Source organism: Actinomadura sp. NPDC000929 (assembly GCF_040492065.1).
GTDB classification, from domain to species: Bacteria; Actinomycetota; Actinomycetes; order Streptosporangiales; family Streptosporangiaceae; genus Spirillospora; species Spirillospora verrucosospora.
Genome location: NZ_JBEUPA010000141.1, coordinates 1 through 23189, shown reverse-complemented (window position 1 = coordinate 23189; position 23189 = coordinate 1). Strand labels below are relative to the sequence as shown.

Sequence of the window (23189 nt, the reverse complement as noted above, 5' to 3'; positions counted from 1 at the left end):
CGGAGCACTACTCGGGGCCCTGGAACCACGGGACCGACGAGTCGATGACGCTCATGACGGCGGGCGGCGGCATCGGCCGGGCGGACCGCGCCACCCGGGTCGCCGAGGTCAGCGCCCCCGGGCTGGTGGCGAGCCGCTCGCCGACGAGGATGACGGCGCCGGGCGTCTCCAGCAGCGTGCGGATGTCGGATCTGGCGTCGTCCCCGATGAGGGAGCCGAGGACCTCGGCCTCCGCGCCGGGGAGCGTCGGCAGCAGCGTGCCGCCGACCTTCGCCAGACCGCGCGTCGCGAACGGGGCCGCCGCGAACACCTTCAGGCGGTTCTTGCGGAACGCCTTGCGGAGCCGCAGGAAGACGATCGGCGACTCCTCCTCGGGCTCGAACCCGGCGAGCAGGACGACCGGCGCCTTCTCCAGGTCGGCGTAGGTCACCTCGATGGGGTGGCCCGCGACGGACGAGGCGAGGAACCGCGACTCCTCCTCCGACAGCGGCCGGGCCCGGAAGTCGACGTCGTTGGTGCCGAGCGCGATCCGGGCGAACTTGGCGTAGGCGTAGGCGTCCTCAAGGGTGACGCGGCCGCCGGTCAGGACGCCGGCCGAGCCGCGCGCCGCCGCGAGCCCGCGCGCCGCGATGGTGAGCGCCTCGGGCCAGGACGCCGGCTCCAGCTCGCCGTCCTCGCCGCGGACGAGCGGCTGGGCGAGCCGCTCGGGCTGCGTCCCGTAGGTGAACGCCCAGCGGCCCTTGTCGCAGTTCCACTCCTCGTTGACCTGCGGGTCGTCCCCCGCCAGCCGCCGCGTGATCTTCCCGCGGCGGTGGTCGGTGCGCAGCGCGCAGCCGGACGCGCAGTGCTCGCAGACGCTCGGCTGCGAGACCAGGTCGAACGGGCGGGACCGGAACCGGTACGCGGCACCGGTGAGCGCGCCCACCGGGCAGATCTGCACGGTGTTGCCGGAGAAGTAGGACTGGAACGGCTTGCCGTCCGCCGCCCCGACCTGCTCCTTCGCGCCGCGCTCGAACAGGTCGATGAACGCGTCGCCGGCGATCTGGTCGGAGAACCGGGTGCAGCGGGCGCACTGGATGCAGCGCTCCCGGTCGAGCAGCACCTGGCTGGACAGCGGGATCGGCTTGGGGAAGGTCCGCTTGGCCTCCACGAACCGGGACTCGCCGCGCCCGTTGGACATCGCCTGGTTCTGCAGCGGGCACTCGCCGCCCTTGTCGCAGATCGGGCAGTCCAGCGGGTGGTTGATCAGCAGCAGCTCCATCACGCCGTGCTGCGCCTTGTCGGCGACCGGCGAGGTGAGCTGGGTCTTGACCACCATCCCGGGCATCACCGTGGTGGTGCACGACGCCTGCGGCTTCGGCATGCCGCGGCCGTTGCCGGCGTCGGGGATCTCCACCAGGCACTGCCGGCAGGCCCCGACCGGGTCCAGAAGCGGGTGGTCGCAGAACCGGGGGATCTGGATGCCGAGCAGCTCGGCGGCCCGGATGATCAGCGTGCCCTTGGGCACCTCGATCTCGAAGCCGTCGATGGTGCAGGAGACCATCTCCACCGGCTTCTCCACCGCCGACTTGTCGTCGGTGACGGTCACTTGGCACCTCCCCAGAGGGTCGACTTGGCCGGGTCGAACGGGCAGGCCCCGAGCTCGAAGTGCCGGAGGTACTCGTCCCGGAACAGCTTGATGGACGAGACGACCGGGCTCGTGGCGCCGTCGCCCAGAGCGCAGAACGACCGGCCCAGGATGTTGTCGGACAGGTCCAGCAGGGTCTCCAGGTCCTCCTCGGAGCCCTGGCCCGCCTCCAGCCGCTTCAGCATCTGCTTGTACCAGTAGGTGCCCTCGCGGCACGGCGTGCACTTGCCGCACGACTCGTGCGCGTAGAACTCCGACCAGCGCAACACGGCGCGGACGACGCAGGTCGTCTCGTCGAAGATCTGCAGGGCCCGGGTGCCGAGCATGGACCCGGCGGCGCCGACGGACTCGAAGTCCAGCGGCACGTCCAGGTGCTCGTCGGTGAAGATCGGGGTGGACGACCCGCCGGGCGTCCAGAACTTCAGCCGGTGCCCCTCGCGGACGCCGCCCGCCATGTCGAGCAGCTCCCGCAGCGTGATGCCGAGCGGCGCCTCGTACTGCCCGGGCCGGGTGACGTGCCCGGACAGCGAGAAGATCCCGAAGCCCTGGGACTTCTCGGTGCCCATCGAGGCGAACCATTCCGGCCCGTTGGCGATGATCGAGGGAACCGAGGAGATCGACTCGACGTTGTTGATGACGGTGGGCCCGCCGTAGAGGCCCGCGACCGCCGGGAAGGGGGGCTTGAGCCTGGGCTGACCGCGGAACCCTTCGAGGGAGTCCAGCAGCGCCGTCTCCTCGCCGCAGATGTAGGCCCCGGCGCCGCTGTGTACGACCACGTCCAGGTCGTAGCCGGAGCCGAGGATGTCCTTGCCGAGGTAGCCGGCCTCGTACGCCTCCGCCACCGCCTGGTGCAGGCGGCGGATGACGTGCAGCACCTCGCCGCGCACGTAGATGAACGCGAGGTTCGACCGGATCGCGTACGAGCTGATGATCACGCCCTCGACGAGCACGTGCGGGTTGGCCATCATCAGCGGGATGTCCTTGCACGTGCCCGGCTCGGACTCGTCGGCGTTGACGACGAGGTAGCGCGGGTTCGGGCTGGACGGCGGCAGGAAGCCCCACTTCATCCCGGTGGGGAAGCCCGCGCCGCCGCGGCCGCGCAGGCCGGAGTCCTTGACCGCCTGGACGATCTCGTCCGGCTCCATCCGGAACGCCGTGCGCAGCGCCTCGTAGCCGCCGTCGCGCTCGTAGCCCGCGCGGGTGAACGAGTCGGCCTGGTCCCAGTTCTTCGTGAGGATGGGGGTCAGCGTGGTCACTTGTTCCGCCCCTCCTGCGATCCCGGCTTGGCCGCGCCGCCCATGGGCTTGCCCGGCTCCTGCGGGGGCGAGCCCATCTCCTCGGGCTTCACCGGCTCCTCCGGACGCTCGCGGTCGACGTCCGCGCGGGGCGCCTCCCAGCCGCGCTCCTGCGCCAGCTTCAGGCCGCGCAGCGACTCGGGCCCGGCCTGGACGCCCTCGCCGGCGCGCCCGTCGGGGAACCCGGCGAGCACGCGGGACGCCTCCTTCCAGGTGGCCAGGCTCTCCGGGCCACGCGAAGGAAGCACTTGCTTACCCGAGCGCAGGTCGTCGACCAGCTGCTTGGCCTTCTCGGGAGTCATGTTGTCGAAGAACTCCCAGTTGACCATCATCACCGGCGCGAAGTCGCAGGCCGCGTTGCACTCGATCCGCTCCAGGCTGACCTTGCCGTCCGGGGTGGCCTCGTCGTGGCCGACCCCGGCGTGCTCGCTCAGCTCGTTCCAGATCTGGTCGCCGCCCATGACCGCGCACAGCGTGTTGATGCAGACGCCGACGTGGTACTCGCCGACCGGCGCGTGCTTGTACTGCGTGTAGAAGGTCGCGACGCCGGTCACCTGGGCCGGGGTGATGCCGAGCTGCTCCGCGCAGAACTCGATCCCGTCCTCGGTGACGTGGCCCTCCACCGACTGCACCAGGTGCAGCATCGGCAGCAGCGCCGAGCGCGGCCGGGGGTACCGGCCGATGATCTCCTTGGCGTCGCGCTCCAGCCGCTCGCGGACCTCAGGTCCGTATGTCATCGGTCCACTCCCCCCATGACCGGGTCGATGCTGGCGACCGCCGCGATGACGTCGGCGACCATGCCGCCCTCCGCCATCGCCGGGGTGGCCTGCAGGTTGACGAAGGACGGCTCGCGGAAGTGGACGCGGTACGGCCGGGTGCCGCCGTCGCTGACCACGTGGGCGCCGAGCTCGCCGCGCGGCGACTCGATGGGCGCGTACGCCTGCCCGGCGGGCACGCGGAAGCCCTCCGTCACCAGCTTGAAGTGATGGATCAGTGCCTCCATCGAGGTGCCCATGATGTGCGCGATGTGCCGGGGCGAGTTGCCCATGCCGTCCGCGCCGATCGCCAGCTGCGCCGGCCAGCCGATCTTCTTGTCCTCGATCATCACCGGGCCCTTGACCGACTGGAGCCGGTCCAGGCACTGCTCGACGATCTTCAGCGACTCCTCCATCTCGTCCATCCGGACGAGGTAGCGGCCGTAGACGTCGCAGGTGTCCTGCGTCGCGACCTCGAAGTCGTAGGTCTCGTACCCGCAGTAGGGCTGCGACTTGCGCAGGTCCCACGGGAGCCCGGTCGCGCGCAGCACCGGGCCGGTGACGCCGAGCGCCATGCAGCCGGTCAGGTCCAGGTACGCGACGTTCTGGGTGCGCGCCAGGTAGACCGGGTTGGCGTCCATCAGCTTGCGCAGCGCCTGGATCCGCTTCGGCATGCGGTCCAGGTAGTCGCGGATCTTGCTGGTGGCGCCGCTCGGCAGGTCCTGCGCGACCCCGCCCGGACGGACGTAGGCCATGTTCATCCGCAGGCCGGTGATCTCCTCGAACAGGTCGAGGGTGTACTCGCGCTCGACGAAGCCGTTCAGCATCACCGTCGTCGCGCCGAGCTCCAGGCCGAACGTGGCGATCGCGACCAGGTGCGAGGAGATCCGGTTGAGCTCCATCATCATCACGCGGATGATCTGGGCCCGCTCCGGGATCTGCTCGGTGACGCCGAGCAGCTTCTCCACGCTCATGCAGTACGCCGTCTCGTTGAAGATCGGCGCGAGGTAGTCCATCCGGGTGCAGAACGTGGTGCCCTGCGTCCAGGTGCGGAACTCCATGTTCTTCTCGATGCCGGTGTGCAGGTAGCCGATGCCCACCCGGGCCTCGTTCACCGTCTCACCGTCGAGCGTCAGGATGAGCCGGAGCACCCCGTGCGTGGACGGGTGCTGGGGGCCCATGTTGACGACGAGCCGCTCGTCGCCGAGATCCTCCGCGCCGGAGACGACCTGGTCCCAGTCCTGGCCGTTGACGTCGAAGACCTTGCCCTCGGCCGCCTCCTCCGCGGCGTAGGCGTCGTACTCGGTGTACTTCGTGGAACTCATACGTACGACCTCCGCTCGTCGGGCGGGGGGATCTCCGCTCCGCGGTACTCGACGGGAATACCGCCGAGGGGGTAGTCCTTGCGCTGCGGATGGCCGACCCAGTCGTCGGGCATCTCGATGCGCGTGAGCGCCGGGTGGCCGTCGTAGACGATCCCGAAGAAGTCGTAGGTCTCGCGCTCGTGCCAGTCGCTCGTCGGGTAGACCGGCACCAGCGACGGGACGTGCGGGTCGGCGTCCGGGCAGGTCACTTCCAGCCGGACGCGCCGGTTGTGCGTGATCGACAGCAGGTGCACGACCGAGTGCAGCTCGGCGCCCTCGTCCTTCGGGTAGTGCACGCCCGACACGCCCGAGCACATCTCGAAGCGCAGGGACGGCTCGTCCCGCATGGTCCGCGCGACCTCCAGCAGGTGCTCGCGCTTCACGAAGAACGTGATCTCACCGCGGTCGACGACGACGCGCTCGACGGCGTCCCCGAAGTCCGGGTAGGCGCGCTCCAGCTCGTCGGCGACCTCGTCGAACTCGCCCGCCTCCGCGGCGCCGCCGGGCCCGCCGTACGGGCGCTGCGCGGACACCTTCGGGCTCTGCCGGATGACGAGCCCGCCGTAGCCGGAGGTGTCGCCGGTGGTCCGCGCGCCGAACATGCCCTTGCGGACGACCGGCTGCTCGCGGCGCTCCTCCTCGGCCTGCGCGGGAAGCTTGTCGGCGTTCTGCTCGGCCCGCTGCTCAGGATTCTCGGAACTCACGTCACGCTCCTTGACCGAGCAGCGGAAGGCGCCGGCGCTTGGCCTCTTCCAGCTCGGCGATCTGCTTCGCGCGCTGCGGCCCGAGCTTGGTGTTCTGGACCTTGTCGTGCAGCTTGAGGATCGCGTCCAGCAGCATCTCCGGCCGCGGCGGGCAGCCGGGCAGGTAGATGTCCACCGGGACGATGTGGTCCACGCCCTGCACGATCGCGTAGTTGTTGAACATGCCGCCGGAGGAGGCGCACACGCCCATCGCGATGACCCACTTCGGCTCGGTCATCTGGTCGTAGATCTGCCGCAGCACCGGCGCCATCTTCTGACTCACCCGGCCCGCGACGATCATCAGGTCGGCCTGGCGCGGCGTCGCCGAGGCGCGCTCCATCCCCCACCGGGAGAAGTCGTGCCGGGGGTCGCCGGTCGCCATCATCTCGATCGCGCAGCACGCCAGGCCGAACGTCGCCGGCCACATCGAGCTGCTGCGCGCCCACCCCGCGACCTGCTCGACCGTGGTCAGCAGGAAGCCGCTGGGGAGTTTCTCCTCTAGACCCATGTCAGTCCCACTCCAGACCGCCGCGCCGCCAGATGTAGGCGTACGCGACGAGGACGGTGACGATGAAAAGAACCATCTCGACAAGGCCGAAGAGCCCCATCCGGTCGAACGCGACCGCCCAGGGGTAAAGGAAGATGATCTCAATGTCGAAGACGATGAACAGCATCGCCGTCAGGTAGTACTTGATCGGGAAGCGCCCGCCGCCGACCGGCTGCGGGGTCGGCTCGATGCCGCACTCGTAGGCGTCCAGCCGGGCGCGGTTCCAGCGCTTGGGTCCCGTGAGCGCGGCCATCGCCACCGAACCGCCGGCGAAGGCGAAGGCGAGCACCCCCAGCACGATGATCGGAATATAGAGATCCATATCTCTACAGCCTCTCCTCGGGACGTACGACGTTGTACGGGACGGGCCGCCTGCGACCCGCCACCCTAGCCAAGGTGATCAATAGCGCTCCCCTCAGGGGGTCGGGTACTGCACTTTAGTCCGCTCACCTGCGGAAGCCTGAAATCCACGCGCGCGTTCATGCCGCCGGCGCCACCTTCTGCATCGCGTTGATGACGCGGTCCATCGCGTCCCCGCCCTTGGGGTCGGTGAGGTTCGCGAGGAGCTTCAGCGTGAAGCGCATGAGCGTGGGGTGCGGCAGGCCGTGCGCGGTCAGGAACTTCATGACCCGCGGGTCGCCGATCGCCTGGACGAACACGCGGGCGAGGGTGAAGTAGCCGCCGTGCTCGTCCTTGAGGATGCGGGGGTACTCGTACAGGGTCCGCTCGCGCTGCGCGGGAGTGCGGCGGGCGAGCGCCTGCACCATGATGTCGGCGGCCAGCCGGCCGGACTCCAGGGCGTAGTCGATGCCCTCGCCGTTGAACGGGTTGATCATGCCGCCGGCGTCGCCGACGAGCAGCATCCCGCGGGTGTAGTGCGGCTGCCGGTTGAAGCCCATCGGCAGCGCCGCGCCGCGGATCTTGGAGGTCGCGTGCTCCTCGTCGAACTGCCAGTCCTCCGGCATCTGCGCGCACCAGCGCTTGAGCATGCCGCGGTAGTCGACGCTCTGGAACGCCTTGCTGGTGTTGAGCAGGCCGAGGCCGACGTTGGACGTGCCGTCGCCGACGCCGAACACCCAGCCGTAGCCGGGCAGGAGGCGCTGGCCGTCCCACAGCTCCAGCCACGCCTCCATGTAGTCGTCGTCGTGGCGCGGGGTCTGGAAGTAGCGGCGGACCGCGACGCCCATCGGACGGTCCTCGCGGCGCCGCAGCCCCATGGCGAGCGACAGCCGGGTGGAGTTGCCGTCGGCGGCGACGACCAGGGGCGCGTGGAACTCGATCTCCTCGCCCTGGTACTCGGCGGTGACGCCGGTGATGCGGTCGGTGCGGTCGTCGACGATGGGGCCGGTCACGTTGCAGCCCTGCAGCAGCTGGGCGCCGGCCTTGGCGGCGTGCTCGGCGAGGAGCTGGTCGAGGTCGGTGCGCTTGCGGACGAGGCCGAAGTCGGGGAAGGACGCGAGCTCCGGCCAGGGCAGCTCGACCTTGACGCCGCCGCCGTAGATGCGCAGGCCCTTGTTGCGCCCCCAGCCAGGGTCGTTGATGTCGACGCCCATGCCGATGAGGGCGCGGACGGCCCGCGGGGTGAGGCCGTCGCCGCAGATCTTGTCGCGCGGGAAGGTGGCCTTCTCCAGCAGGAAGACGTCCAGGCCGGCCTGCGCGAGCCAATAGGCGGTCGACGATCCGGCGGGGCCCGCCCCGACGACGATGGCATCCGCGTGTCGGGTGGAGTCGGTCACGATGGTCCTCTTCGCTCGTTCGCTTGTGAAGTACTTCACAAGGATCCGGTGGGGAGTCTATTCCTTTATCACGACTGGTGGGTACTTCTGGGCCGGTCCAAGTTTGGACCGGTCCGAACCACCGGCCGCCGTCTGTCAAGCAGCCTTGACGGACGGGTTGACGGCATAGTGCAGGGCGACCACCCCGAAGGTGAGGTCGCGCCAGCGCACCTCGCCCCATCCCGCGTCCTGGATGAGCCGGGCCAGCCCCGCCTGGTCGGGCCAGGCGAGCGTCGACTCGGCGAGGTAGCGGTAGGAGTCGGGGTTGGAGCTGACCCGCGCCAGCAGCGGCAGGCCGTAGCGCAGGTGGGCCTTGTGGCCGAGCGCCAGCAGCGCGTTCGGGGGGTGGCTCACCTCGCAGATCACCAGCCGCCCGCCGGGCTTGGCGACCCGGCGGAGCTCGCGCAGCGCGAGGCCGGTGTCGGCGACGTTGCGGAGCCCGAAGGAGATGGTGACGGCGTCGAAGGAGGCGTCGGCGAAGGGCAGCCGCAGCGCGTCCCCGGCGACGAAGCGCAGGCCCGTGACGCCCGCCTGGCGCCGCACGCCCACGCGCAGCATGCCGAGCGAGAAGTCGCACGCGACCGTGTCGGCCCCGGCCTCGGCGAAGGGCACCGACGACGTCCCCGTGCCGGCCGCGAGGTCGAGGACCCGCTCACCCGGCCGCGCCCCCAGCGCCCGGACGACCTCCCGCCGCCACCGCCGGTCCTGGCCGCCGGTCATGAGCGAGTTCATGAGGTCGTACCGCTCGGCGGTGCCGTCGAACATCGCCGCGACGTCGGCGGGCTGCTTGTCGAGTGAAGCGCGGGTCATGCTCCCAGCCTAGGCCGCGCAAGCCCCTGCGCGCGGGGGCGGGGGTCACTCCGCGCGGGTGCGCGGAGCGTCCTCCTTGGCGACCGACCTGTCGAACCTCTCGCGCTGCGAGCGCACCCCCCGCACGACGACGGCGGACATGCGATCGCGCTGCGCGGACAGCAGCACGTAGCTGACGACGCCGCTGATCAGCAGCGCCAGCATCAGGAGCAGGAACCCGCGGGCCCCGAAGAGCGCGAGCACCCCCGCGGTGACCGCGAAGATCACGGCCCGGGCCAGGGTGTAGAGGATGACGGAACGCATGGCCTTTCGAGGTTATCCCCGGTCCTGACCGCCCTCGCCCCGGGGTCGGCCCAGCACGTCCAGCAGGAGGGCCGGGTCGACGTTGCCCCCGGAGAGGATCGAGACGTAGGCGCGGCCCTCGGGAAGCTCCGCGCGGCGGTAGAGGTAGGCGGCGGTGGCGACGGCGCCCGCCGGCTCGGCGATGAGGCGGGCCTCGCGGGCGAGGCGCCGCATCGCCTGCCGGATCTCGTCCTCGGTGACCGTGACGATCCCGTCGACGTGGGCGCGCATGTGCGCGTACGGCAGGTCGCCGACCCGCTGGACTCGCAGCGCGTCGGCGATGGTGCGGCCCGTCTCCTCCGCGGCCCACTCGACGGGACGCCCCGCCGCCATCGAGTCGCGGGCGTCCGCGGCGAGCTCCGGCTCGACGCCGACGATCTTCGCCTCCGGGCGCAGCGCCTTGACCGCGGCGGACACGCCGGCGATCAGGCCGCCGCCGCTGACCGGGACGAGCACGACGTCCACGTCCGGGCGGTCCTGGACGATCTCCAGCCCGGCGGTGCCCTGGCCGGCGATGATCCGCGCGTCGTCGTAGGGCGGGACCAGGGCGAAGCCGTGCGCGGCGGCGAGCTTGCCGGCGGTCTCGGATCGGGCCTGGGCGGTCGGCTCGACGTGGACGACCTCGGCGCCGAGCGCGATGCACGCGTCGACCTTCACGGCGGGGGTGGTGTGCGGCATGACCAGGACCGCCCGGACGCCGAGCGCGCGGGCCGCGTAGGCGACGGCCTGGGCGTGGTTGCCGCTGGAGTGCGTGACGACGCCGCGCTCGCGCTCCTCGGGGGCGAGGGAGGAGATGGCCGAGTAGGCGCCGCGCAGCTTGAAGGCGCCGATCGGCTGGAGCGACTCGGCCTTCACCAGCAGCGCCGGCGCGCCGGCGGCGGACGGGGCGGGGTCGCGGGAGAACGGGACGAGCGGCGTCCGGACGGCGACGCCCGCGATGCGCTCGGCGGCCCGTTCGATCTCCGGCAGCGTTACGAGGTCGGACATGCCCGGAGACTACTTCTCCGTGCTGGTCGCGGGGGCCTCGACCGCGTGACAGGGCAGGTCAGCGGGGGTCAGGGTGATCACTGTGGCCCATGCCGGAATCACCGTCCGTCATCGCCGCTGTTCGGCGGACTACGGTCGGTGATCTTTTCCGAAAACAAGGGAGAAATCGGTCTTGACCCGCCACACTGTTAAACAGTCCACCCGCGCCGAGAGCGGGACAAAGGGGGAGAGAAAACGTGGAAAGCACGAGCGAGCGCCTGCTGACTCCAGGAGAGGTCGCCGCCCTCTTCCGGGTCGACCCGAAGACGGTCACCCGGTGGGCCGCCGCGGGCCGGATCAGCAGCATCCGCACTCCGGGAGGCCACCGGCGCTTCCGCGAGTCCGAGGTGCACGCGCTGCTGCGCGGCGAGGAGCCCGTCGCCGAGCATTCGGCCCACTGACCTGGGCCCCTCGCCCGGACCCCGGTCCTGAGCCGCCCGGACCGCCCGCCGAAGCAGTCCTTGGCCGAAGGCAGTCCTCGCCGGGCGGCCGGGGCGCTCCCCGCCCCGCCTCCGCTCACTTCTCCAGCACCGCCCTCCAGGGCTTGGACTCGCGCCCGCTCTCCAATGCCCGCCTTTTCGCGCTCACCCCGCGCCGCTCATTGTCGGCGCTCACTCCTCGGCGCTCACTCCTCGGTGCCGCCCGCCTTCCATTCCTCGAACCGGCGGAGCAGGTCCGCGTCCTCGTCACGCCAGCGGCGCCGCCGTTCCGCCAGTTCCTCCTCGGTGAGCGACTCGCCCAGCAACCGGTCGTAGTCGGGATCGTCCGGGCCGATCTCGACGTAGGCGTCGGCGATGATCCGTCCCTCGCTCGCCTCGGGCCCGGGCTCGCCGCCGTCGGCGAGAACGCTGTGGGGGACCCGGAGCGTGCCGTCGGGAAGCCGGATCACGTACATCGTCGATCACCTTCGCCGTCTGTCGTCGCGCGGCCTGTCATCTCGGTGTCCTAGATCCCGTACCTGCGGTTGAAGAAGAGCATGACCTCAAGGGCCGTGCGGATGTTGCCGGCGAGCATATCCACCAGGGCGGGACGCTGCCGGGAGGAGATCGCGGCGAACGCGTCGGCGAAGAACTCGCGGCGGCCGAGCGCGTTCGGCTGCTTGTGGAACTCGCTCGCCAGGTACGGCAGGCACTCCTCGTACAGCTGCCGGAAGGCGGGGCTGTCGGAGGTCCACTCGCCGTCGTCGCCGTCGATGTCGTCGAGCGCGTGGCCCACCTCGTGCAGCATCACGTCGGGCGTCGGGGACGGCCGGTCCCCCACCACGATCTTGCGATCGCCGTACGCGCCGGCGCAGATGTCCCAGGTGGCGCGGCCGGACGGCAGCGGGCGGTCGCGCAGGTGGCCCATGTCGTCGAGCTGCGGGACGCCGCCGGGGCCGACGTAGATGCCGTCGAGGCCGCTCGCCAGCTTCTCCTTGAGCGCCTCCGGCAGCGACGCCAGGCTCTCCACCGCCCCGATGACCGCGTCCGGCGGCGGCCCCTCCCGGACGTCCCACTGGCGGTGCAGGACGGCCTCCAGCACGCCGCAGTCGCGGCGGCCGTCGGCGGCGTGCGGCGTGCCCGGCGGGTGGGGCTCCACGCGCGGCCGGTCGTCCTCCAGCTCGAAGTCGCTCCAGGAGTAGTCGCCCGAACGCGGCCGGCCCTGCCCGCGCCGCCCGAGCCGGCCGGTCATCCCGCGCAGGCCGCCCGCCGTGTCGACGGGATCCGCCTCCGGACGATCGGGCCCGAGCGCGTAGTCGTCGTCGCGGCCCGCCTTGCGGAACCGGCCGAACCGGTCGCGCGGCTGGTTGCTGCGCGGCCGCACCTGCCCCGAGTCGGGCGGGGACGGCGCGTAGGGGACCTCGTCGCCGGCCGCGTCCGCGCGGAACCGTCCGCCGCGGAACGTCTCCCGGGGCTTGCGGTGGACGCCTTTGAAGCGCATCGGGCTCCTCTGTCAGCCGGACCCGCGGGGGTATCGGGCGGCGACCGCCGCCGGACCGGGTCCCTGAGGAAGGGTAAGCCGGAACCCGACTCTCCGTCATCCCGTGGAGTTGCGCGGCCGCGGCGCTCCGCCGGGCGTCAGGCGTAGGAGTGCAGGCCGGAGAACATGTAGTTCACGCCGAAGAAGTTGAACAGCAGCGCGGCGAACGCGACCAGTGACAGGATCGCGGCCTTGCGGCCCTTCCAGCCGGCGGTGGCGCGGGCGTGCAGGTAGGCCGCGTAGATGATCCAGGTGACGAAGGACCAGATCTCCTTGGGGTCCCAGCCCCAGTAGCGGCCCCACGCCTGGTCGGCCCAGATGGCGCCCATGATGATCGCGGCGGTCCAGATCGGGAACGCGAACATCGTGACCCGCATCGAGAGGCGGTCCAGGGCCTCCACCGACGGGATGCGCGACAGCACGCCGCCCGCCGCGGCCCCGCCGCGCGACTCGGCCCGCTCCTTCAGCAGGTACAGGATCGTCGCGGCGCCCGCGACGGTGAACGCGCCGGTCGCGATGATCGCGGCGGTCACGTGGATGGCGATCCAGTAGGAGTTCAGCGCCGGGCTGACCGGCCCCACCGAGTCGTACAGCCAGATGTTGGCGACGCCGAGGGCGACGACCGCGGCGGCCATGACGAACGCGCCGAGGAACCGCGCCTTGTAGCGGAACATCACGACCATGAACGCGGTGACGGCCGCGAACGAGATGGCGGTGAGGAACTCGTACATGTTCCCCCACGGCCAGCGGTTCGCCGCGAGCCCGCGGGTCACGAGGACGCCGAGCTGCGCGCCCCAGCCGAGCACGTTCAGCAGGACGGCGAGCCGGATCCAGTCGACCCGGGAACGCTCGGCCCCCTCGTCCGCCGAGGCGGCGGCCGTGTCCGGGGCGGCGCCCGTTCCCGAGGCGTCGTCCTCGGCACCGGCGGCGCCCACGAGCACCTTCGCCCCGCTCTTCGCCGGGACGGCCGCGACCGCGCGGCGGCGGCCGAAGCCCATGTCGGCGGCGTAGGCGACCAGCGCGATGATGTACATCACCACGGTGGTCAGCATGAGCTTGTCGCTCAGGTTCGCGAGGTCGGCGTTGCTCACCTCGTCACTCCTTCGGTTCGTTCGCCGCACCCGAGGGGCCGTCGGCGGCGGGGGTCTCGCCGGGCTCGGATGCGGGCCCGTCCTGCGGACCGCGCAGGGCGGCCACGATGTCGTCGAACTCCGAGGTCGGGTTCCCCAGCGTGAGACCGCCGACCTCCACCACCGTACGCCCGCCCTCTCCGGCGCTCGCACGGACCCACACCCTGCGCCTGCGGACCATGAACGAGGTCGCCACGCCGAGCACGGCGAGGATGGCGGCGATCAGCGCGGGGATGCGGCCGGGGTCGCGGTTGACCGACAGGCTCGTCCACTCCCTGAGCCCGTCGAAGGTGACCGTGCCGGCGTCGCCGGGCAGCTTGAAGGACTCCCCGGGCTCCAGCAGCTTCTGGCCGCCCTTGATCGGCTGGATCGTCCGGCCGATGCCCTCCAGCTTGTAGACCGACTGCGGGCTGCCGGAGTCCAGGCCGAGGTCGCCCTTGAAGGCGGTGATCGTGACGACCGGGCGCAGCGGCGCCGGGAACGCCGAGACGATCTGCCGGCCGTCCTCGCTCGCCACCGCGGTCGGCCACAGGATGGCGTAGAAGGCGAGCTGGTCGGGCTCGGCGTCGGGGACCTTGACGACGCCCTCGGACGTCAGGTTCCGCGGCTCCATCTCCAGGAACGGCACCGAGTCCTGGAAGGCGACGTTCCCCTTGGCGTCCCGGACGGTGAACACCGGCGCGTACCCGTGGCCGAGCAGGTACACCTTCGCGCCGCCGACCTTGAGCGGATGGTTGATCTGGAGGTCGTAGGGCTTGTTCGGGGCGTCCGGACTCGACCGGTAGCGGATCTTGGCGTTGAACGACGTGGCCTGGCCCCGCTTGGCGCCCTTGGCCTCGTACTCCGCCTTGAAGTCGTCCAGCGTGATCGTGAACGGGGCGAGCTCGCCGCCGCTGAACGCGCGTCCGGGCTGGAACTGGTCGTAGAGACCGAGCGAGTTGGCGAACGTCTTGCCCTCGGTCAGCAGGACGTTGCCGCGGTAGCCGAACAGGTTGCCGAGGCCGAGCGCGAACAGCAGCGCCAGCAGCGCGAGGTGGAAGAGCAGGTTGCCCGTCTCGCCCAGGTAGCCCTTCTCGGCGGCCGCGGCGCCGTCGGACACGTCCACGCGGAAGCGGCGGGAGCGCAGCGCCGTGCGGGCCTCGGCGAGGACGTCCTCCGGGGAGGCGTCGGTCTCGTACGTCGCCGACTGCGGCAGCCTCGCCAGGTTCCGTGGGGCCGCCGGCGGGCGCGCCCGCATCGACCGGTAGTGCTTGACGGCGCGCGGCACGACGCAGCCGGCGAGCGAGACGAACAGCAGGATGTAGATGGCCGCGAACCAGGGGGCCGCGAACACGTCGAACATGGAGAACCTGTCGAGCCACGGCCCGAGGCTCTCGTGCTTCTCCAGGTAGGCGGCGACCTTCTCGGGCGCCTGGCCCCGCTGCGGCAGGATCGAGCCCGGCACCGCGCCGAGCGCCACCAGGAACAGCAGGATCAGCGCGGTCCGCATGGTGGTGAGCTGCCGCCAGCCCCACCGCAGCCAGCCGAACGGGCCGATGCCGGAGGGGCGCGGCACCTCCTGCGGGGCCTGCCGCGCGGCGGGCGCGTCGGTGCCGGCGTCCTCGGCGGCCTGGTCCTCGGCGGGGCCGGCGCCGGCGTGGTCCGTGTTGGTGTCAGTCATCTCAAATCACCGGTTCGAAGCCGCTGATCCACGACCTCAGCTCGATGGTCAGGTCACCCCACAGGCCGCTCACGAGCAGCACCCCGATGAGGACGAGCATCCCCCCGCCGATCCGCATGACCAGGGGGTAGTGGCGCTTCACGGCGCCGAACGCGCCGAGCGCCCTACGGTAGGCGATCGCGGTGGCCACGAACGGCAGGCCGAGGCCCGCGCAGTACGCCAGCGACAGCAGCGCCCCGCGCCCGGCGCTGGCCTCGGTGATCGCCAGGCCCTGCACCGCGCCGAGCGTCGGGCCGATGCACGGCGTCCAGCCCAGCCCGAACAGGACGCCGAGCAGCGGCGCCCCGGCGAGCCCGGCCGCCGGGAGGCGCCCCGACTTCACCGTCCGCTGGAGCCCGGGGACGAAGCCCATGAACGCCAGGCCGAACACGATCGTGATGACGCCGAGGACGCGGGTGATCGTGTCCTGGTACTCCAGCAGCCACCGTCCGAGCCCGCCGAAGACCGCGCCGTAGCTGACGAAGACGACGCTGAACCCGGCGACGAACAGCAGGACCCCGGCGAGGAGCCGCCCCCGCCGCTGCTCGGCGAGGTCGGCGCCGGTCATGCCCGTCACGTACGACAGGTAGCCCGGGACCAGCGGCAGGACGCACGGGGAGGCGAACGAGACGAGCCCGGCGAGGGCCGCCAGCGGCGCCGCCGCCACCAACGACCCGCTCACGACCGTCTCGTCCAGGGAGCTCACTTCTCCGCGAGGACCTTGCCGACCAGGGGGTCCAGCTTGGTGAACGTGGTCGCGCCGATGATGCGCGCGGCGACGCGGCCCTGCCGGTCCAGGACGAGGGTGCTCGGGATCGCGCTCGGCGGGACCTCGCGGAACGCGAGCGTGACGCGGCCGTCGGCGTCGAAGAGGCTCGGGTAGGTGACCTTGAACTTGCGCTCGAACGCCTGCGCGTTGGGCTTGGAGTCCTTGAAGTTGACGCCGAGGAACTCCACGCCCTGCGCCTTCTTCCCGTCGTAGACGTGCTGGAGGGACGGCGCCTCGCCCCGGCAGGGCGCGCACCACGACGCCCAGAAGTTGACGACGACGACCTTGCCCCTGAGGTCGGCCAGCCTGAAGGATCCGCCGTCGAGCCGTTCCCCGGTGACGCTCGCGAGGCTCTTGCGCTGCGCCGCCTGGTACTCGGTCACGTTGCCGTCGCCCGAGATGAAGCGGTTGTCGCCGCCGTCGGGGCCGCCGTCCGCGGCGCCGGTGCCGGCGCAGCCCGCGAGCAGGCCGCAGAGCGCGACGGCGGCGCCCGCGCGGAAGGGAGCGCGCGAGGGCGAGATGCGGCGGGGGTTCACGTGCCCCTCCTCGGTGGTACTACAAGGCGTTCAGTACAAGACGTGGAGTACTACAGGATGTAGTACGAACTTAGCGGTGCGGTCAGGCGCCCGCGACACTGGGGCCCTTCGCGATCCCGGCGGCGGGCTCGGAGTAGGCGACCTCCACGAGCCGGCTGCCCTCGAACGTGAGGCTGGTGAGGCTGGCGAGCGAGCACTCCCGGCGGGCCGGGTGGTGCCAGAGCCGGCGGCGCTCGGCCGACAGCCGCAGGATCCAGATCGGCAGCTGGTGGCTGACGCAGACGGCCTCGTGGCCGCGCGCCGCCTCCCGGGCCCGGATGACGGCGGCGCGCATCCGGGCGGCGAGCAGCTTGTACGGCTCGCCCCAGGACGGGCGGAACGGGTTGACGAGGTGGCGCCAGTGCTCGGGGCGGCGCAGCGAGCCGGTCCCCACCCCGAACGTGAGCCCCTCGAAGTGGTTGCCGGCCTCGATCAGGCGGTCGTCCACCGTGACGGGCAGGCCGAGCGCGTCGGCGAGCGGCGCGGCCGTCTCCAGCGCACGCTGCATCGGCGAGGAGAACAGCGCGGTCACGTCCCTGTCGGCGAACCACCGGGAGGCGGCCTTCGCCATGAGGACGCCGTCCTCGCTGAGGCGGTAACCGGGCAGCCGCCCGTAGAGGACGCCCTCGGGGTTGTGCACCTCGCCGTGCCGCAGGAGGTGAACGATCGTCGTGTCAGTCATGGCGTCGTCAGATTACCCGCGCTGACGCCTCCTCCCCGCAACCGGCCGGCACGACGGCGCGCAGGGCGGTCACGGCGGCGCGGATCGCGGGCCGGCGGGCCGCCTCCTCGCGCCAGACGGCGTAGACGCGGCGCGACAGGGGGGCCGAGAGCGGGACGATCGCGACGCCCGGCGGGACGTCGCAGCGGCCGAGGCGGGGCAGGATGACGTTGCCGAGCCCGGCGGCGACCAGGGACAGCTGGGTGGCGAACTCGTAGGCCTGGTGGTCGATCCGGGGTTCGCTGTCCACGGCGCGCAGCGTGCGCAGGAGCCAGTCGCAGCAGATGCTGTCGGGCGAGGAGCTGATCCACGGGTCCCCGGCGAGCTCCTTGAGGTCGATCGTGTCGCGCCCGGCCAGCTCGTGGCCCGCGGGCAGCGCCACGTCCGCGACGTCGTCGCAGATGACGCCCTTGCACAGGCCCTCGGGGATCGGGAGCGGCTCGTTGTTCCAGTCCTGGACGACGGCCATGTCGAAGTCGCCGCGCAGGACGAGCGGCATGCTGCGCATGGGGTCCTCCTCGCGCAGCAGGACGCGCAGATCGGGGTGGTCGGCGCGCAGGGCGCGCAGCGCGACGGGCATCAGCCCGCGGATCGCGGTCGGGAACGAGGCGACGGTGAGCTGGCCGACGACGGAGCCGCGGTGCGCCTCCAGGTCGGCCTGCGCCTGCTCGACGAGCGACAGGATCCGTTCGGCGTGCGCGACGAGCAGCTCGGCGGCGTCGGTGAGGCGGACGCCGCGGCCGTTGCGCTCCAGCAGCTTCTGCCCGGTCTCGCGCTCCAGCTTCGCGAGCTGCTGGGACACGGCGGACGTGGTGACGTGCAGGACGTCCGCGGCGGCGCTGACCGACCCGTACGTCGCGACCGAGTGCAGGGCGCGCAGCCGTTCCAGATCAAGCATGAAGCAATACTAAAACGAGGTGTCAAGAAGTTCTCGCTTGTCCTAAATCAAGTGTTTCCTCACGATCGAGGGATGAGATCGCGCCACGTCCTGCTGGCCACGCTGATCGCCGCGCTGTGGGGCTTCAACTTCGTGCCCATCAAGGTGGCCCTGGACGACTTCCCGCCCCTGCTGATGGCCGCCCTGCGGTTCACGGCCGCGGCGGTGCCCGCGGTCTTCCTCGTCCGCCGCCCGCCGGTCGCCGCGCGCTGGTTCGTCCTGGTCGGCGTCCCGCTCGGCGTGGGGCAGTTCGGCCTTCTGTTCATCGGCATGAGCATGGGCATGCCGGCCGGCCTGGCGTCGGTCGTGCTCCAGGTGCAGGCCGTCTTCACCGCCCTGTTCGCGGGCCTGCTGCTGGGCGAGCGCGTCGGGGGCCGGCAGGTCGCGGGGATGGTCGTGGCGTTCGCCGGGATCACCGTGCTCGGCGTCGCGCAGGGCGAGGGCGGGAGCCCGCTGGGGGCGTTCCTGGTCTGCCTCGGCGGCGCGGCCGGCTGGGGGCTGGCGAACGTCGCCATGCGGCGGATGAACCAGTCCACCGAGAAGCCGGTCGACCCGTTCGCGTTCATGGTGTGGATGTCGCTGGTGCCGCCGCTCCCCCTGCTCGCCCTGTCGCTGGTCTTCGAAGGGCCCGGGGCCGTGCCGGAGGCGGCGCGCGACCTCTCGGTCGCCGGGGTGGGCTCGCTGGCGTTCATCGCCTACGTCGCGACGCTGTTCTGCTTCGGCGGATGGGCCTGGCTGATCCGCCGGTACGAGGCCGGCACGGTCGCCATGTACTCGCTGCTCGTCCCGCCGTTCGGGCTCGTCTCGGCGGCCCTGCTGCTGGGCGAGCACGTGGACGCGGTCCGGCTCGCCGGCGCCGCTCTGATCATCGCGGGGGTCGCCGCCGGCAGCGTCCGGCCGCGGTCCCGCGCCCGCAGCCTGCCGGCGCCGTCCGCACCGCCCGCGCCGTCCGCACCGCCCGCGCCCAACGCGCCGGCCGCCTGAACGAGGTGAGATCCATGCACGGAATCCACGCGCCGCTCGTCACGCCGTTCACCGGCTCCGGCGAGGTGGACGCCAAGTCCCTCGAACGCCTCGCCCGCCACTGCCTGGAGAACGGCGCGGACGGCCTCGTCGCGCTCGGCACCACCGGCGAGGCCGCGCTGCTGACCGCCGCCGAGCAGCGGACGGTGCTGGAGGTGTGCCGGGGCGTCTCGATCGAGCACGGGACGCCGCTGACGGTGGGCGCCGGGACCATGGGCACCGAGGACTCGATCCGCCAGGCCCGCGAGCGCGCCCCGCTCGCCGACGCGCTGCTCGTCGTCGTCCCGTACTACCTGCGGCCGTCGGAGGAGGGCGTCATCGACCACTTCGCCGCCGTCGGCGCGGCCGTGGACGTCCCGCTGATCCCGTACAACGTGCCGTACCGGACGGCGAGGCCCCTGTCGGCCGACGCCCTCCTGGAGATCCTCGCGCTCGACTGCGTCGCCGGCATGAAGCACTGCGCGGGCGCGATCGACCAGGACACCCTCGCCGTACTGGCGGCCAATCCCGGCAAGGCGATCCTGTCCGGAGACGACGCCTTCATCTACCCCATGCTCCAGCTCGGCGCGGCGGGCGGCGTCGCCGCGTGCGCGTGCCTCGCCCCGTCCGCCTACGCCGCGATGGCGCGGGCGGTACGGGAGGGGAACGGGGCGCGGGGGCTGACCTTCCACAACGCCTTGCTGCCGATGGCGGAGGCGCTTTTCGGCGAGCCGTCCCCGGCCGTCCTCAAGGCGTGCCTGGCCGACGAGGGGCTGATCGACGACCCGGCGGTGCGCGCACCCCTGCACGCACCGCGCCCCGAATCGGTCGTCAACGCCTTGAGGGCTTTCCGCCGCCTGCCGTTCTAGGACCCCGTCCTCAGGACGCCGCCGCGCGGGCGGCGGCGCGGGCGGCGTGCGGGAGGGCCTCCAGGACGCGTCCCAGAGCCTCGTCGTCGTGCGCGGCCGACAGGAACCACACCTCGTACGCCGAAGGCGGCAGGTACACCCCGCGCTCCAGGGCGGCGTGGAAGAAGGCCGCGTACGCCTTCGGGTCCTGCCGCTGCGCGGCGGCGAAGTCGCCCACCGCGCCCTCGGTGAAGAAGATCGAGAAGAGGTTGCCCGCGTTCTGCAGCGAGTGCGGGACGCCCTCGCGCTCCAGCGCCTCGGACGCGGCCTTCGAGACGATCTCCGCCGAGCGGTCGATCGCGGCGTACACCTCGTCGGTGGCGCCGCGCAGCGTGGCGAGCCCGGCGGCCGTGGCGAGCGGGTTCCCCGACAGGGTCCCGGCCTGGTAGACGGGCCCGGCGGGGGCGAGATGGTCCATGACGTCGGCGCGGCCGCCGAACGCCGCGGCGGGCAGCCCGCCGCCCATCACCTTGCCGAACGTCACCAGGTCGCCGGCCACGCCCTCGATCCCGAACCAGCCGGACCGCGACGCCCGGAACCCGGTGAGCACCTCGTCGATCACCAGGAGCGCGCCGTGGCGCTCGCACAGCCGCTTGAGCAGCGCGTTGAACCCGGCCAGCGGCGGGACGACGCCCATGTTGCACGGCACCGCCTCGGTGATCACGCAGGCGATGTCGGTGCCGTGGTCGTGAAAGGCCGTCTCCACGGCGGTCACGTCGTTGTAGGGGAGGATCAGCGTGTCGGCCGTGGTCGCGCCGGTCACGCCCGGCGTGTCGGGGAGCCCGAAGGTGGCGACGCCGGACCCCGCCGCCGCGAGCAGCGAGTCCACGTGCCCGTGGTAGCAGCCCGCGAACTTCACGATCTTGGTGCGGCCGGTGAACCCGCGGGCCAGCCGGATCGCCGACATCGTCGCCTCGGTCCCGGAGTTGACCAGCCGGACCTTCGCCGCCGGCGTGCGGGACACGATCTCCTCGGCGAGTTCCACCTCGCCCTCGGTGGGCGCGCCGTAGGACGTTCCGCGCCCGGCCGCGTCCCGAACGGCCTCGACGACGGCCGGATGCGCGTGCCCGAGGATCATCGGTCCCCACGAACACACCAGATCGACATAGGTATTGCCGTCAGCGTCGGTAAGGTACGGACCACGCCCGGACGCCATGAAACGGGGCGTTCCGCCAACGGCACCGAAGGCCCGCACCGGGGAGTTGACGCCACCTGGGACAACGGCGGCGGAACGGTCGAACAACTGCCGGGAGCGATCGAAGTCAGTCACGGTTGCAGTCTCTCAGTTGCAGTTCGGCGACTTGCCTTGACCCGGTGGCGTACGGGCCGATATTCCACCAAGTACGACATCGGAGGGATGGCTTTCACCGTGGTCAACGGCTGGACGGTCCCGGGTTTCACCCACGAACGCGAACTGGGCGGCGGAGCCTCGGGCCGGGTGGTGCTGGCGGTCGACGACATGACCGGCACGCGAGTCGCGATCAGATACCTCGACCCGGCGCTCGGCGCCGACGAGGCGTTTCTCGCGCGCTACCGCGTGGCGGCCCGGGGCCTGTCCCAGCTCGAAGACCCCAACGTGGTCGACCTCTACGACTTCGTGGAGACCGCCGACGGCGCCGCGATCGTGACGCAGCACGTCGAGGGCGTGAGCCTGCGGCGGATGCTCGCCGCGCAGGGCCCGTGCGGCCCCCTCGCCGCCCTGTCGATGCTGGGCGGCACGCTCCTCGGCCTCGCGGCCGCGCACGACCATGATCTCGTCCACGGCTCGATGCGCCCGGCGAACATCATGGTCGACGCCGAGGGCAACGCCCGCCTCACCGACTTCGCGACGGCGGCCGCGGGCACCGAGGCGCAGCACGGCCCGCAGTACGCGGCGCCCGAACTGTGGGACGGCGCGCCCGCGACCGTCGCCACCGACCTGTACGCCGCCACCGCGATCTTCTACGAGTGCCTCACCGGGCGGCCCCCGTACGCGGGCCGCAACATGGCGCGGCAGCACCGCGAGGCGCCGATCCCCGCCGAGGAGGTCCCCGGGCCGCTGCGCGACCTGATCCACCAGGGCCTTGCCAAGGAGCCGGAGAAGCGGCCGAAGTCCGCCGCCGACTTCCTCGGCGCGCTGGAGGACGCCGCCGTCTCCGCCTACGGGCCGTCCTGGGAGGCGCAGGGCCGCGGCCGCCTCACCGAGCTCGCCGCGCGGGCCGCGCAGCAGCCCGAGCCGCCCAAGCCGAAGCCGTCCCGCGGCAGCGGCCGCACCCCGGTCACCGCCGGCCCGAAGAGCGGGGGCCGTTCCCGGACGCGCTGGGTGGTCGCCGCCGTCGCCGTCGTGCTCGTCGCCGCGGGGGCGGGCGCCGTGGTCCTGCTCAAGGGCGGCACCTCGCTCGGCGGCGAGAAGCAGCCGCCCCAGCCGACGCCCGCGCAGAGCAGCAGCCCGCAGCCGACGCTGCCGGTCGGCGGCGTCGACCCCGGGCCGCTCATCGCCCGCATCGACCAGGCCGTCGCCCAGACGCCCGGCGCCGCGTTCAGCTACCGACAGACCGGCTGCTGCGGCTTCCCGGTCACCGGCCAGGGCACGATCGGGCTGGTCCAGGGCGGCGCCCCGTCCTACACCCTGACGCTGGCGGGGACGGGCTCGGCCCGCAAGCCGGTCAGGGCCGTCATCGTCCAGGACCGGCTGTACGTCCGCGCCGGGAAGAAGTGGCGGCAGTCGCCGCTCGGAGGCCACGGCTACCCGGCCGCCGGCGACCGGGTGCGCCAGGGCGGGTCCGTCGCGAACCTGACCGCGCTGCTGCGGGCGGCGACGAAGCTCAGCAAGTCTGGAGCGGTCTACGAGGGCGAGGCGCCCGCCGCGAAGCTGGCGCAGGCGCCCGGCGTCGGCCCCCTGTACGCGCAGATGTCGCAGGCGACCGGCGCGCAGCAGATCGCGTTCGCCGTCAGGCTCGACGCCGGCTTCCGCCCCGTGAAGTTCTGGGTGCGCGCCGGACCCGAGGACGGCCGCAACCAGATGCAGCGCGGCTCCTACAGCGGCTGGGGCCGCAAGGCCCCCATCAAGGCGCCCCGCTGACGACCGCCGCGTGCGGCCGCCTCGCCCGGCGAGGCGGCCGCATGCGCGGCTAGGCCGTGTTTCGAAGTAGGTGGAGCCATTCGTTGATGGCGGTGATCTCGAGGGTTGCCTGGTAGCGGACGGAGAGCTTGTCGTATCTGGTGG

23 protein-coding genes and 1 pseudogene are annotated in these 23189 nt (G+C 72.1%); 4 read left to right on the top strand and 20 right to left on the bottom strand.

Features of this window, described 5'->3' with window-relative positions:
• Positions 1–88: 88 nt before the first annotated feature.
• The 11 genes and pseudogenes from ABWI04_RS34080 to ABWI04_RS34030 form a co-directional block, all read right to left on the bottom strand.
• A pseudogene (locus tag ABWI04_RS34080) lies at positions 89–1588 on the bottom strand (NADH-quinone oxidoreductase subunit G); the annotation flags it as partial.
• Entirely contained in the window at positions 1585–2883 is a 1299-nt protein-coding gene (gene nuoF, locus ABWI04_RS34075; protein WP_345178218.1) for an NADH-quinone oxidoreductase subunit NuoF, read from the bottom strand. The pseudogene ABWI04_RS34080 and the gene nuoF, both read right to left, overlap by 4 nt.
• Positions 2880–3659 (bottom strand): NADH-quinone oxidoreductase subunit NuoE, encoded by a 780-nt coding sequence (gene nuoE, locus ABWI04_RS34070; protein ID WP_345178217.1) that lies wholly within the window; start codon positions 3657–3659, stop codon positions 2880–2882. The genes nuoF and nuoE overlap by 4 nt, the downstream gene beginning before the upstream one ends.
• A complete protein-coding gene (locus ABWI04_RS34065; RefSeq protein ID WP_345178215.1) occupies positions 3656–5002 on the bottom strand; it encodes an NADH-quinone oxidoreductase subunit D in 1347 nt (448 codons plus the stop codon). The genes nuoE and ABWI04_RS34065 overlap by 4 nt, the downstream gene beginning before the upstream one ends.
• Entirely contained in the window at positions 4999–5745 is a 747-nt protein-coding gene (locus ABWI04_RS34060; protein WP_345178214.1) for an NADH-quinone oxidoreductase subunit C, read from the bottom strand. Before ABWI04_RS34060 ends, ABWI04_RS34065 begins: the two co-directional genes overlap by 4 nt.
• A 1-nt stretch (position 5746) precedes the next feature.
• A complete protein-coding gene (locus ABWI04_RS34055; RefSeq protein WP_185028681.1) occupies positions 5747–6292 on the bottom strand; it encodes a NuoB/complex I 20 kDa subunit family protein in 546 nt (181 codons plus the stop codon).
• 1 nt (position 6293) lies between these two features.
• On the bottom strand, positions 6294–6653 hold the full coding sequence (locus ABWI04_RS34050) for an NADH-quinone oxidoreductase subunit A (RefSeq protein ID WP_089315506.1): 360 nt from the start codon (positions 6651–6653) through the stop codon (positions 6294–6296).
• A 157-nt stretch (positions 6654–6810) separates the two neighbouring features.
• Entirely contained in the window at positions 6811–8067 is a 1257-nt protein-coding gene (locus ABWI04_RS34045) for a geranylgeranyl reductase family protein (RefSeq protein ID WP_345178210.1), read from the bottom strand.
• A 135-nt stretch (positions 8068–8202) separates the two neighbouring features.
• The gene (locus ABWI04_RS34040) at positions 8203–8916 is read right to left on the bottom strand and encodes a demethylmenaquinone methyltransferase (protein WP_345178209.1); all 714 of its coding nucleotides are present in this window, start codon (positions 8914–8916) and stop codon (positions 8203–8205) included.
• A gap of 45 nt (positions 8917–8961) precedes the next feature.
• Positions 8962–9219 (bottom strand): DUF4229 domain-containing protein, encoded by a 258-nt coding sequence (locus tag ABWI04_RS34035; RefSeq protein ID WP_345178206.1) that lies wholly within the window; start codon positions 9217–9219, stop codon positions 8962–8964.
• 12 nt (positions 9220–9231) lie between these two features.
• Positions 9232–10245 carry a threonine ammonia-lyase gene (locus ABWI04_RS34030; RefSeq protein WP_353834991.1) on the bottom strand — a complete coding sequence of 338 codons (1014 nt, stop codon included), beginning with the start codon at positions 10243–10245 and terminating at the stop codon, positions 9232–9234.
• A 236-nt stretch (positions 10246–10481) separates the two neighbouring features.
• Between ABWI04_RS34030 and ABWI04_RS34025 the strand changes: the two genes are divergently transcribed.
• Positions 10482–10685, top strand: a complete 204-nt coding sequence (locus tag ABWI04_RS34025; RefSeq protein WP_141580358.1) for a BldC family transcriptional regulator — start codon at positions 10482–10484, stop codon at positions 10683–10685.
• 224 nt (positions 10686–10909) lie between these two features.
• Here the strand turns inward: ABWI04_RS34025 and ABWI04_RS34020 are convergent, their stop codons facing one another.
• The 8 genes from ABWI04_RS34020 to ABWI04_RS33985 all read right to left on the bottom strand — a co-directional run bounded on the left by ABWI04_RS34020 (position 10910) and on the right by ABWI04_RS33985 (position 18035).
• Positions 10910–11179: a hypothetical protein gene (locus tag ABWI04_RS34020; protein WP_345178198.1), complete on the bottom strand. Its 270-nt coding sequence runs from the start codon at positions 11177–11179 to the stop codon at positions 10910–10912.
• A gap of 50 nt (positions 11180–11229) precedes the next feature.
• A complete protein-coding gene (locus ABWI04_RS34015) occupies positions 11230–12204 on the bottom strand; it encodes a hypothetical protein (RefSeq protein WP_345178195.1) in 975 nt (324 codons plus the stop codon).
• A gap of 137 nt (positions 12205–12341) precedes the next feature.
• A complete protein-coding gene (gene ccsB / locus ABWI04_RS34010) occupies positions 12342–13334 on the bottom strand; it encodes a c-type cytochrome biogenesis protein CcsB (RefSeq protein ID WP_345178192.1) in 993 nt (330 codons plus the stop codon).
• Positions 13335–13338: 4 nt separating this feature from the next.
• Entirely contained in the window at positions 13339–15033 is a 1695-nt protein-coding gene (gene resB, locus ABWI04_RS34005) for a cytochrome c biogenesis protein ResB (protein ID WP_353834990.1), read from the bottom strand.
• Between the two features lies 1 nt (position 15034).
• Positions 15035–15754 (bottom strand): cytochrome c biogenesis CcdA family protein, encoded by a 720-nt coding sequence (locus ABWI04_RS34000; protein ID WP_353834989.1) that lies wholly within the window; start codon positions 15752–15754, stop codon positions 15035–15037.
• Positions 15755–15774: 20 nt separating this feature from the next.
• Complete coding sequence (locus tag ABWI04_RS33995) at positions 15775–16377, bottom strand: TlpA family protein disulfide reductase (RefSeq protein ID WP_345178187.1); 603 nt, start codon at positions 16375–16377, stop codon at positions 15775–15777.
• Positions 16378–16459: 82 nt separating this feature from the next.
• Entirely contained in the window at positions 16460–17098 is a 639-nt protein-coding gene (locus tag ABWI04_RS33990; protein WP_345178185.1) for a histidine phosphatase family protein, read from the bottom strand.
• A gap of 7 nt (positions 17099–17105) precedes the next feature.
• Positions 17106–18035 carry a LysR family transcriptional regulator gene (locus tag ABWI04_RS33985; RefSeq protein ID WP_353834988.1) on the bottom strand — a complete coding sequence of 310 codons (930 nt, stop codon included), beginning with the start codon at positions 18033–18035 and terminating at the stop codon, positions 17106–17108.
• Positions 18036–18107: 72 nt separating this feature from the next.
• On the opposite strand from ABWI04_RS33985, the gene ABWI04_RS33980 reads away from it, so the two are divergent.
• Both ABWI04_RS33980 and ABWI04_RS33975 read left to right on the top strand, forming a co-directional pair.
• The gene (locus ABWI04_RS33980; RefSeq protein WP_353834987.1) at positions 18108–19058 is read left to right on the top strand and encodes an EamA family transporter; all 951 of its coding nucleotides are present in this window, start codon (positions 18108–18110) and stop codon (positions 19056–19058) included.
• 14 nt (positions 19059–19072) lie between these two features.
• Positions 19073–19945, top strand: a complete 873-nt coding sequence (locus tag ABWI04_RS33975; protein ID WP_353834986.1) for a dihydrodipicolinate synthase family protein — start codon at positions 19073–19075, stop codon at positions 19943–19945.
• 10 nt (positions 19946–19955) lie between these two features.
• Here ABWI04_RS33975 and hemL read toward each other — a convergent pair whose 3' ends face one another.
• A complete protein-coding gene (gene hemL, locus ABWI04_RS33970) occupies positions 19956–21254 on the bottom strand; it encodes a glutamate-1-semialdehyde 2,1-aminomutase (protein ID WP_345185807.1) in 1299 nt (432 codons plus the stop codon).
• A gap of 87 nt (positions 21255–21341) precedes the next feature.
• Between hemL and ABWI04_RS33965 the strand changes: the two genes are divergently transcribed.
• Entirely contained in the window at positions 21342–23045 is a 1704-nt protein-coding gene (locus ABWI04_RS33965) for a serine/threonine-protein kinase (RefSeq protein ID WP_353834985.1), read from the top strand.
• Positions 23046–23189: the final 144 nt, after the last annotated feature.

What these genes read in the sequence shown, in the direction of transcription:
- nuoE (WP_345178217.1), bottom strand. Translation starts at nt 3,659, where the DNA reads ATGACATACGGACCTGAGGTCCGCGAGCGGCTGGAGCGCGACGCCAAG.
- ABWI04_RS34065 (WP_345178215.1), bottom strand. Translation starts at nt 5,002, where the DNA reads ATGAGTTCCACGAAGTACACCGAGTACGACGCCTACGCCGCGGAGGAG.
- ABWI04_RS34055 (WP_185028681.1), bottom strand. Translation starts at nt 6,292, where the DNA reads ATGGGTCTAGAGGAGAAACTCCCCAGCGGCTTCCTGCTGACCACGGTC.
- ABWI04_RS34050 (WP_089315506.1), bottom strand. Translation starts at nt 6,653, where the DNA reads ATGGATCTCTATATTCCGATCATCGTGCTGGGGGTGCTCGCCTTCGCC.
- ABWI04_RS34040 (WP_345178209.1), bottom strand. Translation starts at nt 8,916, where the DNA reads ATGACCCGCGCTTCACTCGACAAGCAGCCCGCCGACGTCGCGGCGATG.
- ABWI04_RS34035 (WP_345178206.1), bottom strand. Translation starts at nt 9,219, where the DNA reads ATGCGTTCCGTCATCCTCTACACCCTGGCCCGGGCCGTGATCTTCGCG.
- ABWI04_RS34030 (WP_353834991.1), bottom strand. Translation starts at nt 10,245, where the DNA reads ATGTCCGACCTCGTAACGCTGCCGGAGATCGAACGGGCCGCCGAGCGC.
- ABWI04_RS34020 (WP_345178198.1), bottom strand. Translation starts at nt 11,179, where the DNA reads ATGTACGTGATCCGGCTTCCCGACGGCACGCTCCGGGTCCCCCACAGC.
- ABWI04_RS34015 (WP_345178195.1), bottom strand. Translation starts at nt 12,204, where the DNA reads ATGCGCTTCAAAGGCGTCCACCGCAAGCCCCGGGAGACGTTCCGCGGC.
- resB (WP_353834990.1), bottom strand. Translation starts at nt 15,033, where the DNA reads ATGACTGACACCAACACGGACCACGCCGGCGCCGGCCCCGCCGAGGAC.
- ABWI04_RS33990 (WP_345178185.1), bottom strand. Translation starts at nt 17,098, where the DNA reads ATGACTGACACGACGATCGTTCACCTCCTGCGGCACGGCGAGGTGCAC.
- ABWI04_RS33985 (WP_353834988.1), bottom strand. Translation starts at nt 18,035, where the DNA reads ATGCTTGATCTGGAACGGCTGCGCGCCCTGCACTCGGTCGCGACGTAC.
- ABWI04_RS33980 (WP_353834987.1), top strand. Translation starts at nt 18,108, where the DNA reads ATGAGATCGCGCCACGTCCTGCTGGCCACGCTGATCGCCGCGCTGTGG.
- ABWI04_RS33975 (WP_353834986.1), top strand. Translation starts at nt 19,073, where the DNA reads ATGCACGGAATCCACGCGCCGCTCGTCACGCCGTTCACCGGCTCCGGC.
- ABWI04_RS33965 (WP_353834985.1), top strand. Translation starts at nt 21,342, where the DNA reads ATGGCTTTCACCGTGGTCAACGGCTGGACGGTCCCGGGTTTCACCCAC.